This is a genomic window from Glutamicibacter sp. NPDC127525, assembly GCF_042672105.1.
Taxonomy (GTDB): Bacteria; Actinomycetota; Actinomycetes; order Actinomycetales; family Micrococcaceae; genus Glutamicibacter.
In genome coordinates this window covers 71,030-96,974 of sequence record NZ_JBHXVN010000003.1, presented here as the reverse complement: position 1 = coordinate 96,974, position 25,945 = coordinate 71,030, and the positions used below count along the sequence as shown (strand labels likewise).

The window sequence follows — 25,945 nt, the reverse complement described above, 5'->3', positions numbered from 1 at the left end:
AATTCCGCGAATGTGACGACCGTCAGGATCTCTCTATCGTCGGAATGTGTCCTGGACCGTCTCTGCCCAAGGAGAAACAATGCCTGCTGCCGAAGAAACTTGCACGAGCGCGATATTGTCCGCTCTGGCCTCCGGGACTGTCCAAGTTCATGACCTGACTGCCCCGCTGTCGGACAGGACTCCAACCTTAGTACTGCCCGATCCGTTCTCGAACCTCATTGATTTCAGTCTCGAAGAGGTCTCGGCCTACAACGAGCCCGGACCATACTGGAAGCACCACAATATCCATACTGGTGAGCACATCGGAACGCATATAGATGCGCCGATCCACTGGATTTCGGGACGAGGAGGCAAGGACGTGTCGCAGATTGATCCGCAACGCCTGGTAGGTCCGGCCGTCGTGTTGGACTTCAGATCCTTAGCAGCAGATGATCCGGATGTTCTCATCGATGTGCACCATTTGGAAACGTGGCAATCGGAATATGGGCGGTTTCCTTCCAACGCGTGGCTGCTTTTCCGCACCGGATGGGAGCAATACGGTGATGACAAGACAGCTTTCCTGAATGTCGATGCCACCGGATCGCATACTCCCGGGTTTACTGCGGAGTGCGCCAGATACATTGCCGAGAAGCTGGACATTTCCGGCATCGGCGTGGAAACGGTGGGGATCGATTCCGGCAATGCCGGAGCACTGGAGCCGCCATTCCCCATGCATTACTTCCTGCTCGGTGCAGACAAATACGGGATCACCTCGCTGAAGAACTTGGACAAGCTGCCCGTGTTCGGAGCGATGCTAGTGGTTGCCCCTCTGCCCATAGTTGGCGGTACCGGCGCACCGACCCGGGTGCTGGCATTAGCGCCCCAAAACACCAAGAAAATGGAGGCACAATCGTGAACGTTGCTGAACTGGTCGGCAAGACGCTGGCAAACTTGGGCGTAGGGCACGCTTTCGGCGTGGTGGGAAGCGGGAACTTCGATGTCACGAATGCACTGATTGCCAACGGGGTGCCATATACCGCAGCGCGGCATGAGGGCGGCGCAGCAACGATGGCCGATGCCTACTCACGGACCAGCGGCCAGATCGGCGTGGTCTCGGTGCACCAGGGGTGCGGCCTGACCAACGCGGCCACCGGCATTGGAGAAGCCGCCAAGTCACGCACCCCGATGATCGTGCTGGCCGCCGAAGCCGCCCCGAGCGCCGTGTATTCGAACTTCGCCATGGACCAGGGCTCCTTCTCAACCTCCGTCTACGCCGTCTCCGAACGAATCCACAGCGCCCGCACGGCAGTGGCCGATACAGTTCGCGCCTACCGCAGAGCAGTGAACGACCGGCGGACGGTTGTACTGAACCTGCCATTGAACATCCAAGGGCTCGAAGCTCCGGAATCCCCGGTGGCAGCCGAGGTGGTTCCGGCGGAGCCGGTCCGCCCCTCGCGTGCCGCGGTGCGAGCGCTGGCGGTATTGATCGAAAATGCCCGGCGCCCGGTGTTCGTCGCAGGGCGCGGCGGACGCGGGGCCAAGGCCGAAATCCTGGCGCTGGCCCGGCACAGCGGGGCGCTGGTGGCGACCTCGGCGGTGGCCAAGGGCCTGTTCAACGACGAGGAATTCAGTCTCGGGATCTCCGGCGGGTTCTCGTCGCCGCTGGCCGCCGAGTTGATTGCTGGAGCAGATCTGATTGTGGGCTTTGGCTGCGCGCTGAACATGTGGACCATGCGCCACGGACGGCTCATTTCCGAGGGCACCAAGGTAGTGCAGGTGGACCTGGAAGAGTCCGCCCTGGGGGCGAACCGGCGCATCGACTTGGGCGTGATCGGCGACTCGGCGCAAAGCGCACGCGATGCGCTGGAATATCTTGAAACGCAGAAGATGCCGGCGCGCGAAGGCTACCGCACCTCCGCGGTGAGCCAGCAGATCGCCGAGGGGGCCAACTGGAGCCAGGTAGCCTACCGGGACCTGTCCACAGACGACCGCATCGATCCGCGAACTCTGACCAAGTCGCTGGATGAGCTGCTGCCGGCCGAGCGCATCGTCAGCGTGGACTCGGGCAACTTCATGGGATACCCGAGCCAGTTTCTCGCCGTTCCAGACGAGCACGGTTTCTGCTTTACCCAGGCGTTCCAGGCGATCGGCCTGGGGCTCTACACGGCCATCGGAGCGGCTTTGGCGCAGCCCGGGCGCTTGCCGGTGCTCGGCACCGGAGACGGCGGATTCCACATGGCCATCGCCGAACTGGATACCGCGGTTCGGCTGAAGCTGCCAATGGTGTGCATCGTCTACAACGATGCCGCCTACGGGGCGGAGGTACATCATTTCGGCGATACGGGTACGGCACCGAATATGGACTCGGTGACCTTCCCTGACACCGATTTCGCAGCCATCGGCCGCGGTTTCGGAGCCGATGGCATCACGGTGCGCAAGCTGGAGGATCTTGACGCGGTAGCCAGCTGGCTCGGCTCGGATCCCACGGGGCCGCTGGTCATCGACGCGAAAATCGCTTCGGACGGCGGTGCGTGGTGGCTAGCGGAGGCATTCAAGGGGCACTAGCCCAGCCCTGGAACCGCGATTGCTGGTGGGTGGCCCCGGTGCGGCGCATGGTGCGCTGCGCCGGGGCTCGCTTGCACCTTCAAGGCGTCGCTGATCTTTTCAGGCTCGCGCGGCTGGCTTGAGCCGCCAGTCTCCTCATTCCCGGTGCCTGGACCTGCCTGTGCCAGCTTCATGCGCTTGCGCATCAGGAAGTACAGGGCAGAGACGGTCAAGGCGAAGGGAATGCCGAACAGCAACGTCATGGAGAATTGCTCGGTGAACAAGGTCGTGACCAGCAACGCGGCCATCAGCTGCGCCCCGGCCGCGGATCCAGCGGGATAGTACGGCAGGCGGTATTTAAGCGGTGCTGCACTGCGCCGATGGGAACGGCGGAAGAACAAGTGCGTGATGAAGATCAGCATCCAGGCCATCATTGCGCCGAACATCGACAGCGCCATCATTATTGTGAAACCGGATTCTGGATTCGATGCGTAGATGATGGCGGCCACGGCGATTCCGCCAGCCGAGAGCAGCAGGGCGTTGACCGGCGCGCCGTTCTTCTTCAACTTACCCAAGCTGCTCGGAGCCTGCCCGCCGCGGGATAGAGAGAACATCATTCGCGTGGAGATGTACAGCTGCGAGTTCATGGCGGAGAGCGCGGCGATGATGACCACGAAATGGAGAGTGGAATCGGCAAACGGAATGCCGATCACCTGCATCACCGTGACGAACGGGCTGTCGCCTTCGAGGATGTCGCTGACCGGTGCGATGGCAAGGATCAGCGACAGGGTCAGGATGCAGAAGAGGAAGAGCCTGAACAAGGTCACCTTGAAGGCCTTCTTCGCTGCGACTTCGGGATCTTTTGCCTCACCGGCTGCGACGGCGATCATTTCGATGCTCAGGTAGGAGAAGATCGCCACGACAACGGCAAACCAGACACCTTGGGCCCCGCCCATGAAGAATCCGGATTCCGCGGTGTAGTTCTGGAATCCGAAATCATTGCCCCTCTGGCCGAAGACCAGATAGGCAGCAAGCAGGATGAACGCGGCAATAGCGAATTCCTTGGTGGCGGAGAACCAGTATTCCAGTGTGCCGAAGGCTTTGACATTGAACATATTCACCCCGATCAGCAAGGCCGATAGGCCGATGATCCACACCACTGCGGGCAAATCCGGGAACCACATTCGCATGCAGCCGCCCACCGCCGTGATTTCGGTGCCTACGGCCAGTACGAGGCAGGACCAGTACAGGTATTTGAGCAGGAACCCGGTGAATGGGTTGATGTAGTGCTCGGCGAAGGCGCCGAAGGAGCCGGTCGTCGGGTGCTCCAGGATCATCTCGGCCAACGCCCCCATGAGCAGCACGGCGATCTACCCGCCGATGGCGCCGCCAAGCGCAATCATGCTCAGCTGGCGCGAAGTTAGCTCCTTCGACAGGCCGGCTTCTCGCTGTGCGATTTGATCCAGGGAAGATTTCATTGAATTATCCAAAGGTGGTTTGGTGGCCGATTTGGGATCCGAGCCGAGCCGCCAAGCGGTTCCCGTGCCCGGCAAAAAGCCGCAGGATCGGCAGCCCAAACTGGGCCGCCAATCCTGCGGCTGGCAGCAACAGCTAAGCGCTGGTTACCAAATTGGAGGTTTCGGATTTCCTGGCCGGAATCCAGCGCAGGTGCGTTTGTTCCTGCTCCTCGGCTTCCCGAACCAGCGAGAGCCGCGGGCGGACCGCGTCGGTGCGGGCGGCGGGCGGCTTGCGGCGTCCGGCCTTGAAAGGCAGCGGCCAGGTGGCGCCGTCACCGGTATAGTCCTGCTCGGCGGCTGCCTGCAAGGTCCACTGCGGGTTGTACAGGTGGGTGCGTCCCAGCGCCACCAGATCCGCGCGGCCTGCCAGCAGGATCGAGTTCACGTCGTCGTAGGAGGACACCGCACCCACCGCGATCACCGAGACCCCTGCCTCGGCGGCGACCTGGTTGCGGATCCTGTCGGCGAATGGCGTCTGGTAGCTGCGCCCGAAAGCCGGCTTCTCGTCCTTCACGATCTGCCCCGACGAGACATCGATGAACTGGGCGCCGTGGGCGATGAAGGCCCGGGCGATGTCCACGGCATCTTCTTCGGTATTCCCGCCTGGCGACCAGTCGGTAGCCGAGATGCGCACGCCGATGGTCTTGCTTGCCGGCCATGCTTCGCGGACCGCATCCAGGACCTCAAGCGGGTAGCGCAGCCGGTTCTCCAAGCCTCCGCCGTATTCGTCGGTGCGCTGATTGGACAGCGGCGAAAGGAAGGAAGAGAGCAAGTAGCCGTGGGCCATATGCACTTCCAGCACGTCGAATCCTGCCTCATCGGCGCGGCGTGCCGCGGCGGCGAACTGCTCGCGCACCTCGTCCATCTGCGCACGGTCCATTTCCACCGGCACATGGCAGCCTTCGCCATAGGGCAGTGCGCTGGGAGCGAGCACATCCCAGTTGCCTTCTTGCAGCGGCTGGTCGATGCCTTCCCACATCAGCTTCGTCGAACCCTTGCGACCCGAGTGGCCGAGCTGGGCGCCGATCTTGGCGTTCGAATTTCCGTGCACGTAGTCGGTCACGCGCTTCCAGGCAGCGGCCTGCTCATCGGTGTACAGGCCAGTGCAGCCCGGGGTGATGCGGCCGATATCGGAAACGCAGACCATTTCGGTCATCACCAGCCCGGCCCCTCCCATGGCCTTGGAGCCCAGATGGACCAGGTGGAAGTCCCCGGGCACCCCGTCGGTGGCCGAGTACATGTCCATGGACGAAACCACCACGCGGTTGGCCAGCTCGGTGTTGCCGAGCCTATGCGGCTGGAACATCGCCGGTGCAACGGAAGGCGAAGCGTTGAGCCGGGCGAAGTTCTCATCGACCTGCTGAGCGAATCCGGTATCCCGCAGCTTCAGGTTCTCGTAGGTGATGCGCCGGGAGCGGGTGAGCAAGTTGAAGCAGAACTGCACCGGGTCCTGGTCCTTGTACTGCCCGATGTTCTCGAACCATTCCAGCGAGGCCTGGGCCGCGCGCTGGGTGGATTCGACCACTGGGCGGCGCTCGGTCTCGTAGGCGGCCAGCGCCGAATCAACCTCGGCATGCTCATGCAGGCAGGCAGCCAGGGCCAGAGCGTCCTCCATGGCCAGCTTGGTGCCCGAGCCGATGGAGAAGTGGGCAGTGTGCGCGGCATCGCCCAGCAGGACGATGTTCCCATGGCGCCAGTTCTCGTTGCGCACCGTGGTGAAGTTGATCCACTTGGAGTTGTTAGTCAGCACCTGGTATCCGGCCAGTTCCTCGGCGAAGATCCCGGCCACCTTGTCCACCGACTTCTGGTCGCTCACGCCCGGGCCGAAGACCTCGTCCTCGGTCTCGTCGAATCCGGCCGCACGCCAGACGTCTTCGTGCATTTCCACGATGAAGGTCGAACCCTCGTCCGAGTACGGGTAGCCGTGGATCTGCATGGTTCCGGCATCGGTTTCCTTGACAAAGAACTTGAAGGCCTCGAAGACCTGGTCGGTGCCCAGCCACATGTACTTCGAGGTCCGCGGATCAAGGGAGGGCTTGAAGGAGTCCGCGTACTTGGTTCGCACCGCGGAGTTCAGCCCGTCAGCGGCCAGCACCAGGTCGTACTCGTCCGCCAGCTGCTCCACATCCGGGGCAACGGTGGAGAAGCGCACATCCACGCCCAGTTCGATGCAGCGGCGCTGCAGCAGCTGGAGCAGTTCCTTGCGGCTCATGGCCGCGAAGCCCTGGCCGCCCACGGTGTGCATCTGGCCGCGGAAGTGGATGTCGATATCGCTCCAGCGGGCGAAGCGCCGGGACATGTATTCGGCCACCACCGGATCGGCGTTGCCGATGCCGCCCAGGGTCTCATCGGAGAACACCACGCCGAAGCCGAAGGTGTCCGATGCGGCATTGCGTTCCCACACGGTGACATCGTGGTTCTCATCCAGCTGCTTCATCAGAGCCGCGAAGTACAGGCCGCCAGGGCCGCCGCCGATAACTGCAATCTTCATGGTGTGTCCTTTCATCAGCCCCGGAGGGCGATTGGGCCGGGGCCCGAAAAATATCTGGGGAGTTTATGCGACCGGGGAGCCGTTGAAGGCCTCGCGCAGCTTGAAATGCTGCAGCTTGCCGCTGGGATTTCGAGGCAGCTCGGTGACAAAGCGGATTTCCCGCGGGTACTTGTACGGGGCAATCGTGGCTTTGACGAAGTCCTGCAATTCCTTGGCCTTCGCCTCATCGGCTTCGGCGCCTTCGACCAGAACCACGAACGCGCAGACGATTGATCCGCGGTTCGGATCCGGGCGGGCGACCACCGCGTTTTCCAGCACATCGGGATGCTGGTCCAGGGCTTGCTCGACTTCCGGGCCGCCGATGTTATATCCGGAAGAGACGATCATGTTGTCGCTGCGCGCCTGGTAGGTGAAGAAACCGTCCTCGTCCCGGGAGAAGATGTCCCCGGTGATGTTCCAGCCGCTTTCGACGTAATTGCGCTGCCTCGGGTCATCGAGATAGCGGCAGCCGGTCGGCCCGATAACCGCCAGGCGCCCCGGCTCGTTGGCCGCGGCTTCGTTGCCCTCGGCATCCAGCACCGTGGCGCGGAAACCGGGAATGGCCTTGCCTGTGGTTCCCGGCTTGATGTCCTTGCCGGCGGCGGAGACGAACACGTGCAGCATTTCGGTGGAACCGATGCCGTTGACCAGTTCCAGCCCGGTTGCCTCCCTGACATGGTGCCAGGTGTCGGCAGGCAGGTGCTCGCCGGCGGAGACCGCCACGCGCAGGGGCCTGAGCAGGTCGGCCTTGCCGTTCTTCAAGATGGCCCGGTAGGCGGTGGGGGCGGTGAACAGGATGGTTGCCCCGGCCGCGTGGGACTGCTCGGCCAACTGCACCGGGGTGGCGCGTTCGGTCAGCAGCGAGCTGGCGCCGAAGCGGAAGGGGAAGACCACTAGCCCGCCCAGTCCGAAGGTGAAAGCCAGCGGCGGGGAACCGGCGAAGACATCGTCCTTGGTGGGTTCCAGGATGTAGCGGGCAAAAGTGTCCGCATTGGCCAGGATGTCCCGGTGGAAATGCATGGTGATCTTAGGGACGCCAGTGGTTCCCGAAGTCGGTCCCAGCAATGCCACATCATCTGCGGCTGTGGCCACCGCGGTGAATTCGCCGGATTTGCCTGCTGCCTGCTGGGCCAGATCGTCGCGGGACGTGCCGCCGTAGCTGATCACAGGGTAGCTGCCGCCGCTGGCCTTGAGTGCGTCCTCGGCGAAGCGGTGGTCGGTGATTAGCGCCACCGGGCCGGTCAGCGTGGCCAGCTTGGAGATTTCCGCAGCGCGCAGGGCAGCCATCGTGGTGACCACAACACCGCCGGCCTTGATCACTCCGAGCCAGCAGGCCACCAGCCATGCGTTGTTCGGACCGCGCAGCATTACCCGGTTGCCCGGCACCAGGCCATAGTCCTCGACCAGCACCTGGGCTACCTGATTGGCCCGCTTGAGCAGCTGCCCGTAGCTCAGGCTGGTGCCATCGGGGGCCAGCAGCGCCGTGCGCTGGGCGCCGAACTTCTCGACGGACTGGTCGATCAGCACTTCGGCGGCATTGAGCCGGTCCGGGTACTGCAGCTCGGGCAAGGTGAATTCCAGCGTCGGCCACAATTCGGGGGATGGAAGATGGTCGCGGGTAAAGCTATCGACATGTGCAGAAGGTGAAAGTTCCATAAGGCAACTCCGTTGGCAGGTTCGGTGGGAAGTCCTAGTTGGCGTTCCGCCCGGGGCGGATCATTCCTTCTTGGGCTACGGTGGCCAGCAGCTTGCCATCGCGGGCATAGAAGCGCCCGATGGCCAGTCCGCGGTTGTCCTGGCTCGAAATGGCTTCCTGAGCGTAAAGCACCCAGTCGTCCATGCGCCCCTCGCGATGGAACCACATGGAATGGTCCAAGCTGGCGGTCACCAGGCCCTCATCGCCCCAGCTCAGCCCGAGGCCGCGCATGATCGGCTCCAGGATGGTGTAATCGCAGACATAGGCCAAGGCCGCCTTCTGAATCACCGCATCATCGGGCAGCGGTGAGAAGGCCCGGATCCAGACCGCTTGGCTGCCGGACTTTTCGCGCTCGCCGGGAAGGTAGATGGCTTCGGGAACATGGCGCATGTCGAAGCTGCGGCCGCCGGCCCAGTACTTGGCGGCGTCGCCCTCCACGCCCTGCAGGGCCTCGGCGGCGCTGGCCAGGGACTGCGGATCCAGATCCAGCGAAGCGCCGGGGGCATCGAGCGCGAATTCGGCCCCGTCTTCCGGAACGTGGAAAGAGCCTAGCGCGCAGTAGACCGGCTTGCCGTTCTGGAAGGCGCGCACCTGGCGGGTGGAATAGCCGCGGCCATCGCGCAGGTGCTCCACCTCGTAGCGGACCGGCTGGTGCATATCCACTGGCCGCAGGAAGTAGGAGTGCATGGAGTGCAGGCTGCGGTCGGCACCCACCGACTTCATCAGCGAAAGGGCACCCTGGGCAACCATGTCGCCACCGTAGGCCTTGGGCCAGGGCACGTACTGAGGGATGGCGGTGAACGCCTGGTCGAAGACCTCCGCAGCGCATTCGGTCAGGTTGATGGCATCCAGGAAGACCTGGGCGGACAATGCTGTGGTGCTCATGCTCGGCGGTATCCTTCCAAGGTTTCGTCAGCGACATCAGCGAGATTGACCACGATATTCTCCGGGGTCCGGGCAGTGAGCCACACCAGCTCCTCGGTGACCGACATGTTGGCCTCGACATGGGGCATGAACGGTGGGACGAAGACCCAGTCGCCGGCCTTCATGTCGGCGTACTGCTCGTAGTTCTCGCCGAAGTAGATCCGGCCGTGGCCACGCAGCACGTAGCCGCCGGTTTCCGCTTCACCATGGTGGTGGGGGAGGGAACGGTAGCCAGGGACATTGGAGACCTGGCCGAACCAGATCTTGGTGGCGGGCGTGTGCTGGATGCTGACGCCCGAGACGCGGATGCAGTCCCCGGACTGGGCGGTGTTGGCGTCCTCGGATCCTGCGCGGGTGACTACGGGGACTACCTGGCCGTTTTCGGAGGCATAGATCGAATTGTCGCCTTCGGTGCGGTAGGTCATGGGTGCTTCGGTCATGGTGTGCTCCTTCAATTTCGATAGCGGGATGTTGCTGCAGGTCATTGGGATAGGGCCGGACTGTTGACCCGGAGCCGGAATCTGTTGGACAGGATGCCGATGCCCGGGATCTCGGTTTCGATCCGGTCCCCGTCGGCGAGGAAACGCGGTGGGGCCATGCCCATGCCGACTCCGCCGGGGGTTCCGGTCAGCACGATGTCCCCGGCACGCAAGGTGGTGAATTCGGAAATATAGCTGACCAGCCGCGCCGCGGAGAACACCAGCGTCGAGGTATTGCCGCGTTGGACTTCCTGGCCATTGATGCGGCAAATGACTTCCGCCCCGGCAACCGGGTCGATCTCATCTGCCGTGGCCAGCACAGGGCCTAGGGGAGTAGTGCCGTCGAAGGCCTTGCCCTGGAACCACTGCAAGGTCCGGCGCTGCCAGTCGCGCATCGAGATGTCGTTGGCTACCGTGTACCCGGCAATTGCGGACTGGGCTTCCTCCAGGGATGCCGAGGATGCATCTGATCCGAGCACCACTGCCAGTTCGGCTTCCCAATCCACATTGGATGAGGAAGCACTGCATATCTCGGCATCGGGATCAGCCAGGGTATCGGCGTACTTGGCGAACAGCGTGGGGTAATCAGGCAGTTCTCGTCCCATTTCCAGGATGTGATCGCTGTAGTTCAGCCCGCAGCAGATCACCTTGGCGGGCGCTGGCAGCGGATTAAGCTGTCGGGCCTGCTCCGCGGGGATAAGATCGCCTGCGGTACTGGATTCCAGGGCTTCGGAGGCGATTGCTTTCCAGTCCTGGTGCTTGAGGAACTCGCTGAGATCGCCAGCTGGCAGGGGCAGATATCCCTGATCGGTCTGGATTGCCGCCAGGCTCTTCCCGCCGGCGTGGATCGTTGCGAGTTTCATGTGTGGATTCCCTTTGTCAGTTGGGTGAAAAGCTATGTGTCGACTTTTTTACCGCCGTCACGTAAACTCAATGTAGCACGCATCACAAAGATGGCGCTAGAGCCAATTGGGGCAAATTTCATGCACCCGGTACAAGGAGTAGGAAATGACTGAAACCAAGTTGCACCGCAACGAGACAATCAACCCCGCATCCATGGCGAAGCCCTCTGGCTATGCCCACGGAGTCAAGGCGGGGGATACGGTCTACCTCGGCGGGCAAACCGCTCTGGACAAGGATATGAAGATCGTGCCCGGCGGCATCGTGGAACAGTTCAAGCAGGCATTCTCCAACGTGCTGACCACCTTGGTTGAAGCCGGGGGCCGCCCAGAGGACCTGACCAGCGTGACCATTTACTTGACCGATGTGGATGATTACATGGCCCATGGCAGGGAAATCGGGCGCCTTTGGCGCGAGATGGCCGGTTCGGAATATCCTGCGATGGCAGGGATCGGGGTAAGCCGGCTTTGGCAGCAGGAAGCCTTGATTGAAATCCAGGGCGTGGCTGTCATCCAGGACCGCAACTAGTCCCTGGATGCGGAACAGGGCTGCGAAACCAATTGGTTTCGCAGCCCTGTTCCTATCGGTCGAGGCGCAAAGATCAGCGTTGCTCGCCGATCACCCGCTGTACATGGCGCGAAGCCAGTGGCGACAGCAGCGTATGCAGGTCCTTGAACAGCGCTTCAGCCTTCAACGCGTTCCAATCCTCCGGGAGCAGCTCGGCCGGCAACCCGGGATCGGAATAGGGGAATCGGCGCCACTGGGTAAGCAGGACCAGATGGTCCGCGAAGCCCTGGGCATCGATCTCAGGGCTGTGCTGCGTGGCGGCGCGTTCCTTCCAGAATTCCAACCGTCCCTGGTTCTCCTTCAGGAATTCGGAGTACATAGCTTCCAGGGTCCCTAAATCCCACCAGGAATCCAGGTTCTCGCGCAGCTGCGCGCCGCCGATGTGCTCGGCCAGGAAGAACTCGAAGTACTTGTCCAGGCCGTGCCGGGCGAAGTAGGCCAAGGCAGGATCCTTGGCATGTTCCGGTGCAATCCAGAGCCCCGGGACCACCGAACCGAAACCCATGCGCACCAGGGAGGAACGGATCTTGTGCCGGATGTTGCGCTGGGTTTCGGGGACCGTGAAGGTTGCCAGCAGCCAGCGGTCTTCGGCCGTTGCGCGGCGTGGATGGAAAATCCGCTCGTCGCCTTCGGCAAAGGTGGTCAGCACCGATTCGGACAACGAGTATCCGTTGCGACCGCGGACTTGCACGCTGTCGATGATGCCGCGCTTCTTCAATCGGGAAATCGAGGAACGAGTGCCTGCAGGCTCGACTCCCACGTCCTGCATCAGGGATATGATTGCCGCCACCTGCAAGGCGCCGCCGTGCTGGCGGGCATGCATGCCGAAAAGCGAAACGATCAGCTGGTGGTGGCGGGGCATGGAGAGCTCTGCTGCACCGACGTGTGGTTTTGCCTGTGCTGTCATGGAACAATCTCCGTTCGCTGCTGGTGTTTCAATTCTAGAGCTAACCTTCGGTGGAAGGTCCCGGCGGCAGTCTGCTACCCCAGGTGCTTGTCGTAGAACTCGCGCAGCTGGACGCTCTTCTGCTTGGCGATATCATCCCATTCGTCGATCGACGCCGAATCATCCGCGTAATCGGAAGGGATCTTGAAGATCTGCAGCGGCACGTTGAAGCGTTGGCAGATGCTTGCGTAGGCGTAGCCTTCCATATCGACCAACGAAGCGCCCAAGGACTTGATGTGGATACGCTGCTCATCATTCGAGACGAACACGTCGCCGGTAGCCATGGTGACCTGGAAATCAGGAAGCAGGATGGCGCCGGTAGGGTCCACATCTGCCGATGGCAGCGGGAAATCATGCTGGATCAGTTTGGTGATCTGGTAAATAGTGTCCAAGCTCGGGCGGTCTTCACCGGCATGGCCAACAACTCCAGCGGTGCCAAGCACGACGACGTTTTTGATGTTGCCTTCAGCAAGCGCGCCAGCCAAGGCTACCGACGCGTTGACCTTGCCAACACCAGAAATCAGGTGCTCGACATCTGCAAAGGCTACGGCTTCGTCTGCATGCGCAAAGACGAGCAAGGACTTCTGGTCCGACATGAACTTCCCCTCTAAAGAAATCAGTTCGGGGATTGCTGCCCCGAACGTCCTAAGAAGTCTATCGGTTACCTCCTTCGATAAGCTCTCGATTCGCCAGACGGTGAGCAGATAGACTTTGCATATGAGTGATATTGAACTTGCTGAAGTTGAAAGCTTTGCACTGGACCACACCAAGGTCAAGGCGCCGTATGTGCGCAAAATCGGGGTGGAGCACGGTCCCAAGGGAGACGCCATCTCCAACTACGACATCCGTTTAGTGCAGCCGAACCACGGTGAGATTCCAACGGCAGGTTTGCACACCATCGAGCACACCATGGCTGGTCTGCTGCGTACCCGCATCGATGGCCTGATCGATTTCTCCCCATTTGGCTGCCGCACCGGCTTCCATATGATCTTGTGGGGCGAGCCGACACCGGAGGTCGTCGCCGCTGCGATCAAGAGCTCGCTGGAAGATATCGCGGAGAAGGTTACCTGGGAAGATGTTCCAGGAACCGAAGCCGTAAGCTGTGGCAACTACCGCGACCATTCCCTGCACTCTGCTCGCGAGTGGGCCAAGGTCGTCTTGGAGCAGGGCATCAGCCTTGATGCGTTCGATCGTTCCAAGCTTGCCTGAGCAATAGCTTGAGATCTGGAAATCCCGTGTGTTCCGTTTGGAACGTGCGGGATTTTCTTGCTTTGTTGTCCCTTCGCCGAAAGGAAATGATGGCCGCCGATTCGCCAACTTGCAGGATCCCGTCGGTAGCATGGAGACTATGCGCAGAGTTCACTTCTTAGCTGCAGCACTGCGCGCCGTGGCATTAGCTATCAGCGGATGCGAGAATTTCGATGCGGCTAGGACATCTAATATCGGCGAGGAATGCCAGTCGGCAATTCAAAAGCAGAACGAAGCCTGGTCTGATCATGAAACGCCGCAAATTAAGATTAGCGAAGCAGAGAAAATGGCGCTCAATGCTTGCAAGAACCTCGATGAGTGGAGCACTGCCGTCTCCTATAATCCCGGATCAATGGGATATCCGGAATTGAGCACAGAAAATGCAGCGAACACTGTTTATCTAGCCTGCGCTTCAAGTGACCCAGGACGGCAGACCCCAGTGTGCGCTGACGCCGAGAAACGCGGATATCTCGACGCAACTTAGCCCACCAACCGAGCTAGTGAGTATTGCCGCAGTCGCGGTCCGATCGCGTAATTTCCCAGAATGTGATGGCTCCGTCACCACTGAGCTATTGCTTTCAAACCGCGGTTCTATGGGAGAATGAAAGACAGTGTACTTAGCTTGAAATGGCTATTCTCGACGACTTAAGGACGTATATTCGTGGCCATGATTCCATTGCCGTTGCATTCGGTGGAGACCACGCAGTTTTCTCCGATTGACCCGGCGGACCCGACGTTGGTCCACCGAGGCGAAGGCGGCTCTGAAGTCCGGCGCAGCATCCTGCCCGGTGGCGTACGAGTCCTGACAGAAGCGATGCCCGGACAGCGGTCCACCACAGTGGGCTTCTGGGTACCGGTCGGTTCTCGCGACGAGGAATCAGGGCACTTCGGCTCCACGCACTTCCTGGAGCACCTGCTGTTCAAGGGCACTGCCAAGCGCACTGCCTTGGAAATCGCCCAGTCCTTCGATGCCGTGGGCGGCGAATCAAACGCAGCCACCGCCAAGGAATCGACCTGCTATTACGCCCGCGTCCTGGACACGGAGCTGCCAATGGCCCTTGAGGTCATCGCCGACATGGTTACCTCTGCAGTTATCGACCCGCAGGAATTGGAACAGGAACGCGGGGTGATCATCGAAGAGCTGGCCATGGATGCAGATGACGCGATGGATGTCGCCCACGAGCGGTTCGTTGCCAATGTCTTGGGCGATCACCCATTGGGACGTCCCATTGGAGGAACTCCTGAAGAGATCATGGAGATCTCCCGCGAGGCAGTCATGGAGCACTATCGTGCGCACTACCGCCCAAGCGAGTTGATTGTTACTGCCGCCGGATCCCTGGAGCACGACAAGCTGTGCGAGCTGCTTCTCAAGGCGCTGACCGAAGCAGGCTGGGAACTGGACCCGATGGCTGTGCCAGAACCACGCCGCATGGGTGAACCAGCGCAGATCACTTCGAAGGCCGGGCTGGAAGTAATCAACCGTCCGGGCGAGCAAGCCAACATCATCATGGGATGCTCCGGCATCACCGGACATGATGACCGCCGTCAGGTTCTCGCAGTGCTGAACGCTGTTCTCGGCGGCGGCATGAGCTCAAGGTTGTTCCAGGAAATTCGCGAGAAGCGTGGACTGGTGTACTCGACCTACTCCTTCTCCGCCGCCTACACCGATGCCGGCTACTTTGGCATGTACGCGGGATGCGCCCCGGCTAAGGCTGCTCAGGTTATCGGGCTGCTGGGGGCCGAGCTTGATCGGTTGGCCAAGGACGGCATCACCGAAACTGAATTGGCGCAGGCCAAGGGCCAGCTATCTGGTGGAACGGTGCTGGCACTGGAGGATCCAGGAAGCCGCATGTCCCGTTTGGGCCGGGCAGAAATGATTACCGGAGAATTCCAGGACATCGACGAAGCACTGTCTCGCGTCAATGCCGTCACGGCCCAGGAAGTTCAGGATCTGGCCCAGGAACTGGCCTCCAAGGATCGAGTGATCACCGTGGTGGGACCGTTTGAAAGTGAAGCCGACTTAGGCCTCTAGAGCTGGATGCCGTGCCCCTGGAATCGAATCTGAGGATTTCGATTCTAGGGGCATCGCCGTTTTCTCTGGGTCATGCCGCGGCATCTACTAGCGCTGCAAGCTCGGGCGCATGAGAGAAATTGAAGCCATGCGCACCATGACGCATGACGGTGAGCTTGGCTTGCGGTGTTCTTGCGACCAGGCGAAGACCGAACTCGGGTGGAGACAGCGGATCCCGGGTGCCGCACACGACATCAATCGGACACTGGACCGTACGGAGCAAATCAACGGTGGAGTAGTCCAGCATCTGGGCGCAGCTTTTGGCCCACCACGGGATGCCGCAGCGCAGGTAATCCACCAGCAAAATCGCCTTCACCGAGTTCAACTCGTGCGGGAAATCTTCAAAGAGCCGACGTGCCTGCCTGAAGAGCGTCGCTTCACGGTCGTTGACCGCAGGAGCCGCAATGACCAGGCGCTTGACCAGATCCGGCCACGCGCGAGCTAGCTCAATGGAAACCTGCGCGCCCATGGAATGCCCGAGGACGATAGCGTTCTCAACCTTCAGCTCGCGCAACGCCAATGCTACTTCGTGCGCGAAACGCGGTACGGTCACCGGGCGGCCATCATCCAGATTCTTGCCGTGGCCTGGAAGCTCGGGAACGATCACTCGATACTTCTTAGCCAAGATGTTGGCCAGCGGAGTGAAATAGCGGCTGGATGCTCCGAGACCATGAATCAGCACCACGTCGGGGCCATGGCCCGCGACACGAACCGAAAGCCTGGTCCTGAGGGATTCGGGCAATTGCCCAAAATAATCGTGGCGCACGCCAGCCTTTCATCGTGCGAAAAGTGCGCACACACTATCGGTAGGGAAAATCGGCACGCTCACCTGAAATGGCGAGACAGGCAAATAGGAATTAACCGCCCGCCCCGGTCGAATGCTGGGTAATAGCGGAACGAAGGTCTTCCGGGAAGAGCTCCTTCACGCCTTCCTCGTACTTGGAACCGTCATCTGGACGGCGCAGTTCCTGCCCGTCAATGCGGAATGGGAAGGCATCTGCCTGGGCAGCGGTGTCCGCCGAGTCCTGGCTATCGGGTGCGCAAGTAGCCCAGCCGTAGGTAGTGGAGTCCTCGATACGGAAAACCTCAACCTGGCAAGTCGGCGAATCGATGACCGTTCCCTGTTCTTGGACGACATCAATAATAGTTGCTCGCTCGTCATCGGAGAGGGTAATCGGTTCATCGCCTGAACCGCAGGAAGTGATTGCAAAGGCCGCGACAAGCGTTGCGCCGATGCCGAAACCAAAGCGCTTAATTTTATGACCCATGGCCCTGCTTACTACTTGGAGACTCCTGACACATATTTTTCCCCTATTTGCTAGGCAAAACAAGTTGGGCTGGCCGTAGGGAGCAAGCAGAAGCAAATATCTGGGAACTCGCCTCAGGGTATTCGCTGCAAAACTCGCGTGGGATCACGTAATCGTTGGCAAGGCAGGTGCCTGCAGGGCGATAGGCTTAAGCCCATGAGTGCACAGATCAAGGTGGCCGTGCTCGGCGCGGCCGGACGAATGGGCTCGGAAGCGGTCAAGGCCGTAACTGAGGCTGCAGACATGGAATTGGTAGCAAGCTTGGGAAGAGGCGACGATTTGTCGCAGATCCTTGAAGCCGGAGCAACGCACATCGTTGACCTTTCTGTGCCGGCATCCACCGAGGCCAATGTGCATTTTGCCGTCGAGAACGGGCTTCATGCAGTGGTTGGCACCACTGGCTGGGATGATGATCGCCGCGCGAATTTGGAAGGGCTGCTGGGCAAGCATCCGCAGGCAGGTGTGCTGATTGCGCCCAACTTCGCCCTGGGCTCGGTGCTCGCCAGCGCTTTCGCGGCTACGGCCGCCAAGTACTTCGAATCCGTAGAGATCATTGAGCTGCACCATCCGAATAAAGTGGACGCGCCTAGCGGCACCGCGGTGCGTACCGCTGAACTGATCGCGAAGTCGCGTGAAGCCGCTGGAGTCCCCGCGAGCCCGGACGCTACCGAGACCCAGCTCGATGGCGCCCGTGGCGCAGTCGTCGATGGAATCAACGTTCATTCGGTACGCCTGCGCGGCCTCGTAGCCCACCAGGAAGTGCTCTTTGGCGGCCCGGGGGAGCAGTTCACCTTGCGCCATGATTCCTTCGACCGTGCCTCGTTCATGCCAGGCGTTCTCCTGGGCCTGCGTACTGTTGGCTCCCGCCCGGGCCTGACCTATGGCCTTGATGGCTTCCTGGAGCTGGGCCAGTGAAAACGAAACTTTGGGTAGGCGGCATTCTGCTGCTGTTCGCGCTGTACATTGGAATGACCTTCACCCAGGCGATCCGTCTGCTAAAAACCGGGGAACTGGTCGCGCAGGTCATGGGCATTGCAATCCTGGTTATTCCTGCACTGTGCGTCTGGATCCTCATTCGCGAGGTGCTCTTCGGGCTGCGCACTGAGAAAATGGGCAAGTCCTTGGCCGCCTCAGGTGAGCTGCCAGAGGATCTTCCCCGCATGCCGTCGGGACGTTTCCTCCGTTCGGCCGCCGACGCTGATTTCCCTATCCATCAGCAGGATGTGGAAGAGAACCCGGAATCATGGAAATCCTGGTACCGTCTGGCACTGGCGTATGAAGCCTGCGGTGACAAGCCGCGCGCCCGCAAATCCATGCGTACTGCGATCGAATTCTGGCGAGCAGACCAGAAGGTCAGCCAGTAATTGCATAAAACAGCATCCTGTTGATGGCCCGGACTCACGAGAATCCGGGTCATCGCTCTAGAACTTGCCCTTCGTTTCGGGGGTGCTGTCAGCTCCGCTAAACACCCGGACGCCATATTCCAAAGGGCCAGAGGCCTTGCTGAAGCCAAGCCAAATTCCGAAGACGGCCGTCGTTGCACAGAGAACCCACCAAATGGCCATTGGGTCCAAGTGCTCTTTCAGCGCCGGCAGCAAGATAATGTGCCCTGCATACAGGGTCAGCGGGGCCCGGCCGGCGCCAGCCAGAATCCGGCCGAGCGCACCCAGACGACCAATGATCAGCTGGAGCAGGCCGATGATAGCGACAGCGCAGGCGGCGTTGTGCAGCGTTGAGAGCGAAGAATTGCTGTGACCGGTCGGCAGCCAGAGATAGGCTGGATTGTCCAGGAATGGATCCAGGTTGGCGCCCGGCAAACGCCCGGTGGTGATCATTGTGGGAACGAGGGATACCTCCAGGCCCAGTTCACGGGCTATGAGCCCGGCATTTTGCATGCTCACCGAATGGCCCACCCATTGGGTTGCCGCCGCGATAATCGAACCGCCCAATGCAAGCAGACTCGCGGTCCTCGTGCTGTGCAGGTTGCATCTTGCAATGGCTATTCCAAGAAGGCCGAAACCGAACCAGACCATCAATGGGTAGTATCCGGTGACCGTTAGATCCTTGAGGAGCAGTTGCGGGGTGAGAATGTCGCCGAAGCTCGGATTATGGCCCAGCGAGTCCGCAATCCAGTTGCTGGCAAGCGGTCGCCAAAGAACCGGCATAAGCAGCAGCCAAAGGGCCGAGACTACCCAAATGGTTATTCTCGACAGCTTCAGCGCTAGTGGAAGCAATAGAAACAGTAGCCCATAGTGGACAAGAATGACCGCGATGGCTTCATTTACTGACCCAATTGCCATTCCGAGCACGGCAATAATTAATGCTCTCAGCACAAGGACTGAGTAAACCTTAGGGTGGGAAAAGCCCTTTCGAGCCAAGGATTTCGAGAGCAGAACCAGGGATAAACCCGCGAGCACCATGAACAGGACAGATGCTCGGCCGGAGGAGAAAGTCCCGGTAAATGTTGGGGAGTAGGCGGGTGCGCCGCTGGTTTCATAGAGCGCGAAAACGTGCGCGGAGAACATCCCGAGGATGGCGGCAAGCCGTGCCGCGTCCACGCCCAGCAACCGCTGGGAACTACCCAAATCGTTCATGGAATCATCGCACCACGAATTGCGCGGGGGATGCCATTGCAACATGCGCGAGTGTAGATTTAATGCCATGGCTACAAGTGCAATTGATAATCAGGCATACCCGTTCGGTACCGTGCTGACCGCTATGGTCACACCCTTCGATGAAGCGGGTGAAGTCGATTACGCGATGGCTGCCAAACTGGCAACGAAGCTGGTTGATGATGGCTGCGACGGACTGGTCGTCACCGGCACCACCGGCGAGACCTCGACCCTGACCGATGAAGAGAACATCGAGATGTTCCGTACCGTCGCCAAGGCGGTGGGGGACCGTGCCGCAGTGCTGGCCGGTTCCACTACCAACGACACCCGCCACTCCATTAAGCTCTCGCTGGCTGCCAAGGAAGCGGGCGTAGACGGTGTGCTGTTGACCACCCCCTACTACAACAAGCCAAGCCAGGCTGGCGTCATAGCCCACGTCAAGGCCATCGCCGAAGCCGTTGAACTGCCCATCATGCTCTACGACATCCCGGGACGCACCGGCATCGCGCTGGCGTCCGAGACCATCATTGAACTGTCCAGGATTCCTCAGGTCATTGCGCTGAAGGACGCCAAGGCGGATTACCAGTCCACCACCACCGTGCTGGCCACAACCGATCTGCACGTGTACTCCGGCGACGATGGGCTGACTTTGCCGCTGATGGCAGCAGGTGCTGTCGGCGTGGTTTCGGTCACCGCTCACGTTGCGGCCGCTAAGTACCGTACGCTTGTTAATGCAATGCATGCAGGAGATCTGGCGACTGCACGCACCACACACTTTGAGCTGGACGCGATCCAGCGCGGCATCATGGGCCACATTCAGGGCGCCGTGGCCGCAAAATATGGACTTCACTGGCAGGGTGTCCTGCCGAACACCGTCGTCCGACTGCCGCTGTTGGCACCGTCGGACGCAGAGCTCGATGCCATCCGCGCGGACCTACGTGAAGGTGGATGGGATCTGTAACGAAAGGGACTAACCACATATGACTGAGAGTTCAGTAGGCAAGGCTGACGCTGCGCGTATGCAGACTCCGGCGAAGCTGAAGAAGGGAACAATGCGAATTGTTCCCCTCGGCGGCTTGGGCGAGGTCGGTCGAAACATGACCGTTTTCGAACTCAACGGGAAACTGTTGATCATCGACTGCGGCGTGCTCTTCCCCGAGGAGCACCAGCCTGGCGTGGATCTGATCCTGCCAGACTTCTCCTACATCAAGGACCGCTTGGACGACGTGGTGGGCCTCGTGCTGACCCACGGCCACGAGGACCACATCGGTGCTGTTCCGTACCTGTTGCGCCTGCGCGAAGACATCCCTTTGTACGGGTCGAAGCTGACCCTGGCCTTCGTCGAAGCAAAGCTGGCAGAACACCGCATCAAGGCCAACACCAATATCGTGGTGGAGGGCGAGATCGCGCAGGTTGGCAACTTCGAATGCGAGTTCGTAGCTGTGAACCACTCGATCCCGGATGCCTTGGCAGTATTCCTGCGCACCGAAGCCGGTACCGTGCTGCACACCGGCGACTTCAAGATGGACCAGCTGCCACTTGACGGCCGCATCACCGACCTGCGCCACTTCGCGCGCCTGGGCGAGGAAGGCGTGGACTTGTTCCTGCCTGACTCCACCAACGCCGAAGTTCCGGGCTTCACCGTTGCCGAACGCGAAATCGGCCCGGTACTCGAGGCCAAGTTCGCGCGCGCCCGCCGCCGCATCATCGTCGCTTCGTTCTCCTCGCACGTCCACCGCGTGCAGCAGGTTCTGGACGCCGCAGCGGTGCACGGCCGCAAGGTGGCCTTCATCGGCCGCTCGATGGTGCGCAATATGGGCATCGCCGAACGCTTGGGCTACCTCGAAGTGCCACAGGGCGTCCTGGTCGACCTGAAGCAGATCGATTCGCTGCCAGACCACAAGGTCGTGCTGATGTCCACCGGTTCGCAGGGCGAGCCGATGGCTGCACTGTCCCGCATGGCCAACGGCGAGCACAAGGTCCAGATCAACCCGGGCGACACCGTCATCCTGGCCTCCAGCCTGATCCCGGGCAACGAGAACTCGGTCTTCCGCGTGATCAACGGCCTGATGCGCTTGGGCGCCGAGGTCATCCACAAGGGCATGGCCAAGGTCCACGTTTCCGGTCACGCATCGGCTGGCGAATTGCTCTACTGCTACAACATCCTGCGCCCGAAGAACGTGCTTCCGGTGCACGGCGAAACCCGCCACCTGATTGCCAACGGCCGCCTGGCCGCGCAGGCCGGTGTCCCGGAGGACAACGTGCTGCTGGCAGACGACGGCTCGGTCATCGACATGAAGGACGGCGTTGCAAAGCTCGTTGGCCAGGTCGAATGCGGCTACGTCTACGTTGACGGTTCCAAGGTCGGCACCATCACCGATGATGACCTGAAGGACCGCGTCACCCTGGGTGAAGAAGGCTTCATCTCGGTCATCACCGTGATCAACCGCCAGAACGGCACGATCATCTCCGGCCCGGACATCCACGCACGTGGTGTAGCCGAAGAGGACTCGGTCTTCAACGAGATCAAGCCGAAGATCGCAGCTGCGATTATGGAAGCGGTGGGCAACAACCCGAACCACTCCACGCACCAGCTGCAGCAGATCACGCGCCGCGTGATCGGCTCGTGGGTATCGCGCAAGCTGCGTCGCCGCCCAATGATCGTTCCTGTAGTGCTCGAAGCCTAGGCTTCCAAAAATATTGCCTCGAACCAAATAAGGTTCGAGGCAATATTTTTATGGGAAATCAAGCGCAAGGCATGCACCACAGCTCAAGCGTCAGCCAAAGAAGCCCAGGTATGCAGGACTTGGCGAGTCATCGAGCTCGATTGCCGGGGCGGGACTTTGCGGCAGGATTTGCCCTGTTTGCGCGTCTACTACGACGACCGAATCCCACTGGTCCATATCGATCTGCTCCAGCACCTCGCCGGTGCCGGCTTCCATGGACACTGAGCTGTCCCAATCACCGGATGGGGCGACGTCTTGCTGGCCAGCGAGTGCCGGTGATGAGAGTGCCAGGGCGCCAACGATTAAGGTTGCTGTCGCGATGCCAATTGAGCGTATGCGCAAGGTCTTCTCCAAATGCAGTAAAGATGATTTTCACTGACTCTACCGATGTTCCCGAAGGAAACCGGGAACCACCACGCAGCCTGAAACTGGCTATTTCCCGGACATCTGGTGCTGTCACAGCACTTTTAAGGCAGAATTGGGCTCAACGCCAGCTCAAGGAGACGAAATATGCCCGGGCATCACCCAATGGGTTGGATCGAAGCCGCTGTGGAGGAATGTGCATGATTGAGTTCGATAACGTTTCCAAGCACTATCCGGATGGCACCGTTGCCGTCAAGGATTTCAGCCTGCAAATTCCGGCACACCGCACCACAGTCTTCGTAGGTTCCTCAGGCTGCGGCAAGACAACATTGCTGCGGATGATCAACCGCATGGTTGATCCGAGCAGCGGTACGCTCCGTATCGACGGCGAGGACATCGCCAGCAAGCCGGCGGTGGGCCTGCGCCGCAGCATCGGCTACGTGATGCAGAACTCCGGCCTGCTGCCTCATTTCACTGTCGCACAGAACATTGCGACCGTGCCGAGGCTCATGGGTGAAACGAGCAAGGCATCACGAGCGCGTGCCTTGGAACTGATGGGCACGGTTGGGCTGGCCGGCTCCATGGCCGACAGGTATCCGCATCAGCTCTCTGGAGGCCAGCAGCAACGCGTTGGCGTGGCACGCGGGCTGGCCGCCGATCCGAACATCCTGCTCATGGACGAGCCCTTCGGCGCCGTGGACCCTATCGTTCGCGCCGAGCTGCAAGAAGAATTGCTTCGTCTCCAAAGAGAACTCGATAAGACCATTGTTTTTGTCACCCACGATATTGATGAAGCCTTCCTCCTGGGGGACCAGGTGGTAATTCTGGCGGCGGGCGCACAGAAGCTCCAGGTCGGCAGCCCCAGCGAGATCATTGAAAATCCGGCCAATGATTTTGTCGCCTCCTTCATTGGCGCGCAGCGTGGGGCACGGGCGCTGAGCTTGAAGCAGACCGAGCACGGAACCGTCCTGGTTGATGCGCAAGGCCGGACTCAAGGCAAGCTCGTCGAGGATGGGTCAGTCCAGTGAACTGGGTCCTGGAAAATCTCGGACTCATTGGTTCGCTATCGCTGGAGCACCTGCGCCAGTCCCTGATAGCAATCATTCTCGGATTCATTCTGTCGATTCCGCTGGGTTGGGTGGCCTGGCGCTACAAACTGGTGCGCGGACCGGTCGTGAGCATCACCGGATTGCTCTACACGATCCCTTCGCTGGCTCTGCTGATGATCCTGCCCGTACTCACCGGGATGAGCGCGATCAGCGAAGCCAATCTCATTCTCGCCTTGGCGATCTACGCGATAGCGATCATGGTGCGCAGCGTGGTCGATGGGCTGAACTCGGTGGACCCGGCAACCAGGTCGGCCGCAACTGCCATGGGCTACGGATCGGCACGCCGCTTCTTCGCTGTCGACCTTCCCTTGGCCGGTCCCGTAGTTCTGGCTGGTCTGCGAGTGACAGCGGTCAGCACCATCTCGCTGGCAACCGTCGGCATCCTGGTCGGGGTAACCAACTTGGGCTACCTGTTCACCAACGGTCTGCAGCGTCGCATCATTGAAGAAGTCCTGGCGGGGATCATCGCGGTGGCAGCGATCGCGTTGCTCGTTGACCTGTTGTTGCTCCTGGCCGGCCGTTGGCTGATGCCTTGGGCTGCAACGAGCACCAGGCAAAAACGAACTGCAGCGCAGCCATCCACGCAGAAGGTGTCCTCATGAATCTGATTTCCGATGCGCTGGCGTGGATCTTCGTTCCCGAGCAGTGGCAGGGCGATGGGGGACTGGCTAGCTTGCTGGGGCAGCACTTGCTGTTCACCGTGCTTGCTGTGCTGATTGCTAGCGCGATTGCCATCCCTGCGGGATGGGCCATTGGGCATACGGGGCGAGGAAGGGAATTGGCCGTCGGGCTGGCCGGCGTTGCGCGTGCGGTGCCATCCTTCGGACTGCTGATTCTGCTGGTGCTGCTTCTGGGAGTTCTGCACAAGCCAGAAGCGGCCATGCTGACCTTCGTCGTGCTGGCAATTCCATCACTGCTGGCCGGAGCCTATACCGGCTTCGAAGCAATTGACCGCAAGACCATCGATGCTGCCCGGGCCATGGGGATGACCGAATGGCAGATCCTCGTCAAAGTCGAGATCCCACTGGGACTTGCGCTGCTCGTAGGCGGGATCCGCTCCGCCGTTCTTCAAGTAGTCGCCACCGTTACTGTTGCCGCCTACGTAAATCTCGGCGGCCTGGGACTGCCCATCATCACCGGTCTGAACCTGCGGCGCTTCGACATGGTCCTGGGCGGCGCCTTGATGGTTGCCGCGCTGGCCTTGGTGCTGGATTTGGCATTTGCCATCGCGCAGAAAGCGGCTGTACCCCACGGGCTGGGCGTGCCCTCGAAGAAGAAGAAAACTTACCAAGATACCGATGACTCAATCACCCGCGAAAGGGAAATGTCATGAGAACCAAGAAGATATTGTCCACGAGTGCTCTCGTGCTGGCCGGAAGCCTCGCACTCGCTGGATGCTCCGGTGCGGATCCGTTGGCCACCGAAAGCGATGCCACCCGGGAGGGTGGGGAAGCGATCGTTGTCGGTTCGCAGGCCTACTATTCCAATGAAATCGTTGCTGAGATCTATGCCCAGTCGCTTGAGGGAGCCGGCATGGAAGTGGAACGGAAATTCAGCATCGGGCAGCGCGATGCCTACATGCCCCAGCTGGAAGACGGCAGTATTGATGTCTTCCCTGAATACACCGGCAACCTGCTGCAGTTCTACAAGGAAGACACCGAAGCACGCTCCGCCGATGAGGTGTACAGCGAGCTGAAGGAATCCTTGCCGGAATCATTGGCCGTGCTCGAAGCCGCGCCAGCTTCGGATCAGGACTCCTACACGGTGACCAAGGAATTCGCTGAAGCCAATAATCTTGCGAGCATCGAGGATTTGGCCGGCATTTCCGAACCCTTGACCGTGGGCGGCCCGCCTGAATTGGCGCAACGCCCCTATGGACCCAAGGGCTTGGAGAGCGCATATGGCGTCAAGGCCGAATTCTCGGCAACTGGCGACACGACCGTTGAAGACCTGGCCGCCGGCACGGTGAATGTCGCCAACGTCTTTACCGCGGATCCGCGGATCCAGACGGAGGACTTGGTAGTCCTTGAAGACCCGAAGTCGCTATTCCTGGCATCGAATGTGGTGCCATTGGTGGCCGCTGATCAATCCGGGGAATTGGCAGAAGTCCTGAATCCGGTCAGCGAAAAACTGACAGCGCAGGTTCTGGTGGACCTCAACGTGCAGAGCACCGTGGACAAGAAGTCTGCCGCCGACATCGCTTCGGCATGGCTGACTTCCGAGGGGCTGTAGCCCGGCAAGCCAGCATAAGAACATAGCTTCACCGCAGCCGCACCGCCCACGCAATGACGGGCAGTGCGGCTGCTTTTCCTTGTCCGGAAACGGCAGCGGCTTGGCTGAGGGGTATTCCGTTGCTTGCTCGTTTTGACAATTGATAATGATTCTCATTAGTGTTTAGCTCTGTTGGCAGAGGAGCTCGCCGGAACT

Annotated in this window: 26 protein-coding genes; 14 read left to right on the top strand and 12 right to left on the bottom strand. The window is 60.6% G+C overall.

All coding sequences use genetic code 11. The features are described 5' to 3' along the window. Positions 1–79 precede the first annotated feature (79 nt). On the top strand, positions 80–895 hold the full coding sequence (locus tag ACFVHU_RS08495) for a cyclase family protein (protein WP_105658204.1): 816 nt from the start codon (positions 80–82) through the stop codon (positions 893–895). Then, the gene (locus tag ACFVHU_RS08490; RefSeq protein WP_105661852.1) at positions 892–2,544 is read left to right on the top strand and encodes a thiamine pyrophosphate-binding protein; all 1,653 of its coding nucleotides are present in this window, start codon (positions 892–894) and stop codon (positions 2,542–2,544) included. Before ACFVHU_RS08495 ends, ACFVHU_RS08490 begins: the two co-directional genes overlap by 4 nt. On the opposite strand, the gene ACFVHU_RS08485 is transcribed toward ACFVHU_RS08490, so the two are convergent. The 6 genes from ACFVHU_RS08485 to ACFVHU_RS08460 all read right to left on the bottom strand — a co-directional run bounded on the left by ACFVHU_RS08485 (position 2,541) and on the right by ACFVHU_RS08460 (position 10,532). Then, positions 2,541–3,878: an amino acid permease gene (locus ACFVHU_RS08485; protein ID WP_388024184.1), complete on the bottom strand. Its 1,338-nt coding sequence runs from the start codon at positions 3,876–3,878 to the stop codon at positions 2,541–2,543. The genes ACFVHU_RS08490 and ACFVHU_RS08485 overlap by 4 nt on opposite strands. 256 nt (positions 3,879–4,134) lie before the next feature. Then, on the bottom strand, positions 4,135–6,531 hold the full coding sequence (locus tag ACFVHU_RS08480; RefSeq protein ID WP_388023925.1) for a bifunctional salicylyl-CoA 5-hydroxylase/oxidoreductase: 2,397 nt from the start codon (positions 6,529–6,531) through the stop codon (positions 4,135–4,137). 63 nt (positions 6,532–6,594) lie between these two features. Further along, a complete protein-coding gene (locus tag ACFVHU_RS08475; protein ID WP_388023924.1) occupies positions 6,595–8,226 on the bottom strand; it encodes an AMP-binding protein in 1,632 nt (543 codons plus the stop codon). Positions 8,227–8,260: 34 nt separating this feature from the next. Next, the gene (locus ACFVHU_RS08470) at positions 8,261–9,151 is read right to left on the bottom strand and encodes an acyl-CoA thioesterase II (RefSeq protein ID WP_105661855.1); all 891 of its coding nucleotides are present in this window, start codon (positions 9,149–9,151) and stop codon (positions 8,261–8,263) included. Continuing rightward, on the bottom strand, positions 9,148–9,630 hold the full coding sequence (locus ACFVHU_RS08465) for a cupin domain-containing protein (RefSeq protein ID WP_388023923.1): 483 nt from the start codon (positions 9,628–9,630) through the stop codon (positions 9,148–9,150). Before ACFVHU_RS08465 ends, ACFVHU_RS08470 begins: the two co-directional genes overlap by 4 nt. Before the next feature lie 41 nt (positions 9,631–9,671). After that, on the bottom strand, positions 9,672–10,532 hold the full coding sequence (locus ACFVHU_RS08460; protein ID WP_388023921.1) for a fumarylacetoacetate hydrolase family protein: 861 nt from the start codon (positions 10,530–10,532) through the stop codon (positions 9,672–9,674). A 145-nt stretch (positions 10,533–10,677) separates the two neighbouring features. Between ACFVHU_RS08460 and ACFVHU_RS08455 the strand changes: the two genes are divergently transcribed. Beyond that, the gene (locus ACFVHU_RS08455) at positions 10,678–11,097 is read left to right on the top strand and encodes a RidA family protein (protein ID WP_105661857.1); all 420 of its coding nucleotides are present in this window, start codon (positions 10,678–10,680) and stop codon (positions 11,095–11,097) included. A gap of 73 nt (positions 11,098–11,170) precedes the next feature. Here ACFVHU_RS08455 and ACFVHU_RS08450 read toward each other — a convergent pair whose 3' ends face one another. Together ACFVHU_RS08450 and ACFVHU_RS08445 are read right to left on the bottom strand one after the other, a co-directional pair. Beyond that, positions 11,171–12,043: a PaaX family transcriptional regulator C-terminal domain-containing protein gene (locus ACFVHU_RS08450; protein ID WP_388023919.1), complete on the bottom strand. Its 873-nt coding sequence runs from the start codon at positions 12,041–12,043 to the stop codon at positions 11,171–11,173. Positions 12,044–12,117: 74 nt separating this feature from the next. Continuing rightward, positions 12,118–12,678, bottom strand: a complete 561-nt coding sequence (locus tag ACFVHU_RS08445) for a purine-nucleoside phosphorylase (protein ID WP_332499029.1) — start codon at positions 12,676–12,678, stop codon at positions 12,118–12,120. Between the two features lie 121 nt (positions 12,679–12,799). Here ACFVHU_RS08445 and ACFVHU_RS08440 point away from each other — a divergent pair, with 121 nt between their 5' ends. From ACFVHU_RS08440 to ACFVHU_RS08430, 3 genes are all read left to right on the top strand, one after another. After that, positions 12,800–13,291 (top strand): S-ribosylhomocysteine lyase, encoded by a 492-nt coding sequence (locus ACFVHU_RS08440; protein WP_105661860.1) that lies wholly within the window; start codon positions 12,800–12,802, stop codon positions 13,289–13,291. A 28-nt stretch (positions 13,292–13,319) separates the two neighbouring features. Further along, positions 13,320–13,814: a hypothetical protein gene (locus ACFVHU_RS08435; RefSeq protein WP_146112930.1), complete on the top strand. Its 495-nt coding sequence runs from the start codon at positions 13,320–13,322 to the stop codon at positions 13,812–13,814. 177 nt (positions 13,815–13,991) lie between these two features. Continuing rightward, entirely contained in the window at positions 13,992–15,362 is a 1,371-nt protein-coding gene (locus ACFVHU_RS08430) for a pitrilysin family protein (RefSeq protein ID WP_332487865.1), read from the top strand. A 70-nt stretch (positions 15,363–15,432) separates the two neighbouring features. On the opposite strand, the gene ACFVHU_RS08425 is transcribed toward ACFVHU_RS08430, so the two are convergent. Continuing rightward, positions 15,433–16,143: an alpha/beta fold hydrolase gene (locus tag ACFVHU_RS08425; protein WP_388023918.1), complete on the bottom strand. Its 711-nt coding sequence runs from the start codon at positions 16,141–16,143 to the stop codon at positions 15,433–15,435. A 115-nt stretch (positions 16,144–16,258) separates the two neighbouring features. Continuing rightward, the gene (locus ACFVHU_RS08420) at positions 16,259–16,669 is read right to left on the bottom strand and encodes a hypothetical protein (RefSeq protein WP_388023917.1); all 411 of its coding nucleotides are present in this window, start codon (positions 16,667–16,669) and stop codon (positions 16,259–16,261) included. Positions 16,670–16,864: 195 nt separating this feature from the next. On the opposite strand from ACFVHU_RS08420, the gene dapB reads away from it, so the two are divergent. Together dapB and ACFVHU_RS08410 are read left to right on the top strand one after the other, a co-directional pair. Further along, positions 16,865–17,623, top strand: coding sequence for a 4-hydroxy-tetrahydrodipicolinate reductase (gene dapB / locus ACFVHU_RS08415; protein ID WP_105658191.1), 759 nt, complete (start codon positions 16,865–16,867; stop codon positions 17,621–17,623). Continuing rightward, positions 17,620–18,072 carry a tetratricopeptide repeat protein gene (locus ACFVHU_RS08410; protein WP_133832973.1) on the top strand — a complete coding sequence of 151 codons (453 nt, stop codon included), beginning with the start codon at positions 17,620–17,622 and terminating at the stop codon, positions 18,070–18,072. Before dapB ends, ACFVHU_RS08410 begins: the two co-directional genes overlap by 4 nt. Before the next feature lie 57 nt (positions 18,073–18,129). On the opposite strand, the gene ACFVHU_RS08405 is transcribed toward ACFVHU_RS08410, so the two are convergent. After that, positions 18,130–19,302, bottom strand: coding sequence for a heparan-alpha-glucosaminide N-acetyltransferase domain-containing protein (locus ACFVHU_RS08405; RefSeq protein ID WP_388023915.1), 1,173 nt, complete (start codon positions 19,300–19,302; stop codon positions 18,130–18,132). A 67-nt stretch (positions 19,303–19,369) separates the two neighbouring features. Here ACFVHU_RS08405 and dapA point away from each other — a divergent pair, with 67 nt between their 5' ends. After that, the gene (dapA, locus tag ACFVHU_RS08400; RefSeq protein ID WP_332499033.1) at positions 19,370–20,281 is read left to right on the top strand and encodes a 4-hydroxy-tetrahydrodipicolinate synthase; all 912 of its coding nucleotides are present in this window, start codon (positions 19,370–19,372) and stop codon (positions 20,279–20,281) included. A 19-nt stretch (positions 20,282–20,300) separates the two neighbouring features. Then, positions 20,301–22,007: a ribonuclease J gene (locus ACFVHU_RS08395; RefSeq protein WP_105658187.1), complete on the top strand. Its 1,707-nt coding sequence runs from the start codon at positions 20,301–20,303 to the stop codon at positions 22,005–22,007. 90 nt (positions 22,008–22,097) lie between these two features. On the opposite strand, the gene ACFVHU_RS08390 is transcribed toward ACFVHU_RS08395, so the two are convergent. After that, a complete protein-coding gene (locus ACFVHU_RS08390) occupies positions 22,098–22,388 on the bottom strand; it encodes a hypothetical protein (protein ID WP_388023913.1) in 291 nt (96 codons plus the stop codon). A gap of 221 nt (positions 22,389–22,609) precedes the next feature. On the opposite strand from ACFVHU_RS08390, the gene ACFVHU_RS08385 reads away from it, so the two are divergent. From ACFVHU_RS08385 to ACFVHU_RS08370, 4 genes are read left to right on the top strand one after another with little or no spacing between them, the layout of a single operon-like run. After that, positions 22,610–23,437, top strand: a complete 828-nt coding sequence (locus ACFVHU_RS08385; RefSeq protein WP_105658185.1) for an ABC transporter ATP-binding protein — start codon at positions 22,610–22,612, stop codon at positions 23,435–23,437. Continuing rightward, on the top strand, positions 23,434–24,120 hold the full coding sequence (locus ACFVHU_RS08380) for an ABC transporter permease subunit (RefSeq protein ID WP_332731422.1): 687 nt from the start codon (positions 23,434–23,436) through the stop codon (positions 24,118–24,120). The genes ACFVHU_RS08385 and ACFVHU_RS08380 overlap by 4 nt, the downstream gene beginning before the upstream one ends. Beyond that, positions 24,117–24,851 carry an ABC transporter permease gene (locus ACFVHU_RS08375; protein ID WP_388023910.1) on the top strand — a complete coding sequence of 245 codons (735 nt, stop codon included), beginning with the start codon at positions 24,117–24,119 and terminating at the stop codon, positions 24,849–24,851. The genes ACFVHU_RS08380 and ACFVHU_RS08375 overlap by 4 nt, the downstream gene beginning before the upstream one ends. Next, the gene (locus tag ACFVHU_RS08370; protein WP_388023907.1) at positions 24,848–25,750 is read left to right on the top strand and encodes an ABC transporter substrate-binding protein; all 903 of its coding nucleotides are present in this window, start codon (positions 24,848–24,850) and stop codon (positions 25,748–25,750) included. Before ACFVHU_RS08375 ends, ACFVHU_RS08370 begins: the two co-directional genes overlap by 4 nt. The last annotated feature ends 195 nt before the right edge of the window (positions 25,751–25,945 follow it).

What these genes read in the sequence shown, in the direction of transcription:
- ACFVHU_RS08470 (WP_105661855.1), bottom strand. Translation starts at nt 9,151, where the DNA reads ATGAGCACCACAGCATTGTCCGCCCAGGTCTTCCTGGATGCCATCAAC.
- ACFVHU_RS08440 (WP_105661860.1), top strand. Translation starts at nt 12,800, where the DNA reads ATGAGTGATATTGAACTTGCTGAAGTTGAAAGCTTTGCACTGGACCAC.
- ACFVHU_RS08450 (WP_388023919.1), bottom strand. Translation starts at nt 12,043, where the DNA reads ATGACAGCACAGGCAAAACCACACGTCGGTGCAGCAGAGCTCTCCATG.
- dapA (WP_332499033.1), top strand. Translation starts at nt 19,370, where the DNA reads ATGGCTACAAGTGCAATTGATAATCAGGCATACCCGTTCGGTACCGTG.
- ACFVHU_RS08405 (WP_388023915.1), bottom strand. Translation starts at nt 19,302, where the DNA reads ATGAACGATTTGGGTAGTTCCCAGCGGTTGCTGGGCGTGGACGCGGCA.
- ACFVHU_RS08375 (WP_388023910.1), top strand. Translation starts at nt 24,117, where the DNA reads ATGAATCTGATTTCCGATGCGCTGGCGTGGATCTTCGTTCCCGAGCAG.
- ACFVHU_RS08445 (WP_332499029.1), bottom strand. Translation starts at nt 12,678, where the DNA reads ATGTCGGACCAGAAGTCCTTGCTCGTCTTTGCGCATGCAGACGAAGCC.
- ACFVHU_RS08480 (WP_388023925.1), bottom strand. Translation starts at nt 6,531, where the DNA reads ATGAAGATTGCAGTTATCGGCGGCGGCCCTGGCGGCCTGTACTTCGCG.
- ACFVHU_RS08395 (WP_105658187.1), top strand. Translation starts at nt 20,301, where the DNA reads ATGACTGAGAGTTCAGTAGGCAAGGCTGACGCTGCGCGTATGCAGACT.
- ACFVHU_RS08460 (WP_388023921.1), bottom strand. Translation starts at nt 10,532, where the DNA reads ATGAAACTCGCAACGATCCACGCCGGCGGGAAGAGCCTGGCGGCAATC.
- ACFVHU_RS08455 (WP_105661857.1), top strand. Translation starts at nt 10,678, where the DNA reads ATGACTGAAACCAAGTTGCACCGCAACGAGACAATCAACCCCGCATCC.
- ACFVHU_RS08485 (WP_388024184.1), bottom strand. Translation starts at nt 3,878, where the DNA reads ATGGGGGCGTTGGCCGAGATGATCCTGGAGCACCCGACGACCGGCTCC.
- dapB (WP_105658191.1), top strand. Translation starts at nt 16,865, where the DNA reads ATGAGTGCACAGATCAAGGTGGCCGTGCTCGGCGCGGCCGGACGAATG.
- ACFVHU_RS08465 (WP_388023923.1), bottom strand. Translation starts at nt 9,630, where the DNA reads ATGACCGAAGCACCCATGACCTACCGCACCGAAGGCGACAATTCGATC.
- ACFVHU_RS08495 (WP_105658204.1), top strand. Translation starts at nt 80, where the DNA reads ATGCCTGCTGCCGAAGAAACTTGCACGAGCGCGATATTGTCCGCTCTG.
- ACFVHU_RS08475 (WP_388023924.1), bottom strand. Translation starts at nt 8,226, where the DNA reads ATGGAACTTTCACCTTCTGCACATGTCGATAGCTTTACCCGCGACCAT.
- ACFVHU_RS08370 (WP_388023907.1), top strand. Translation starts at nt 24,848, where the DNA reads ATGAGAACCAAGAAGATATTGTCCACGAGTGCTCTCGTGCTGGCCGGA.
- ACFVHU_RS08420 (WP_388023917.1), bottom strand. Translation starts at nt 16,669, where the DNA reads ATGGGTCATAAAATTAAGCGCTTTGGTTTCGGCATCGGCGCAACGCTT.
- ACFVHU_RS08385 (WP_105658185.1), top strand. Translation starts at nt 22,610, where the DNA reads ATGATTGAGTTCGATAACGTTTCCAAGCACTATCCGGATGGCACCGTT.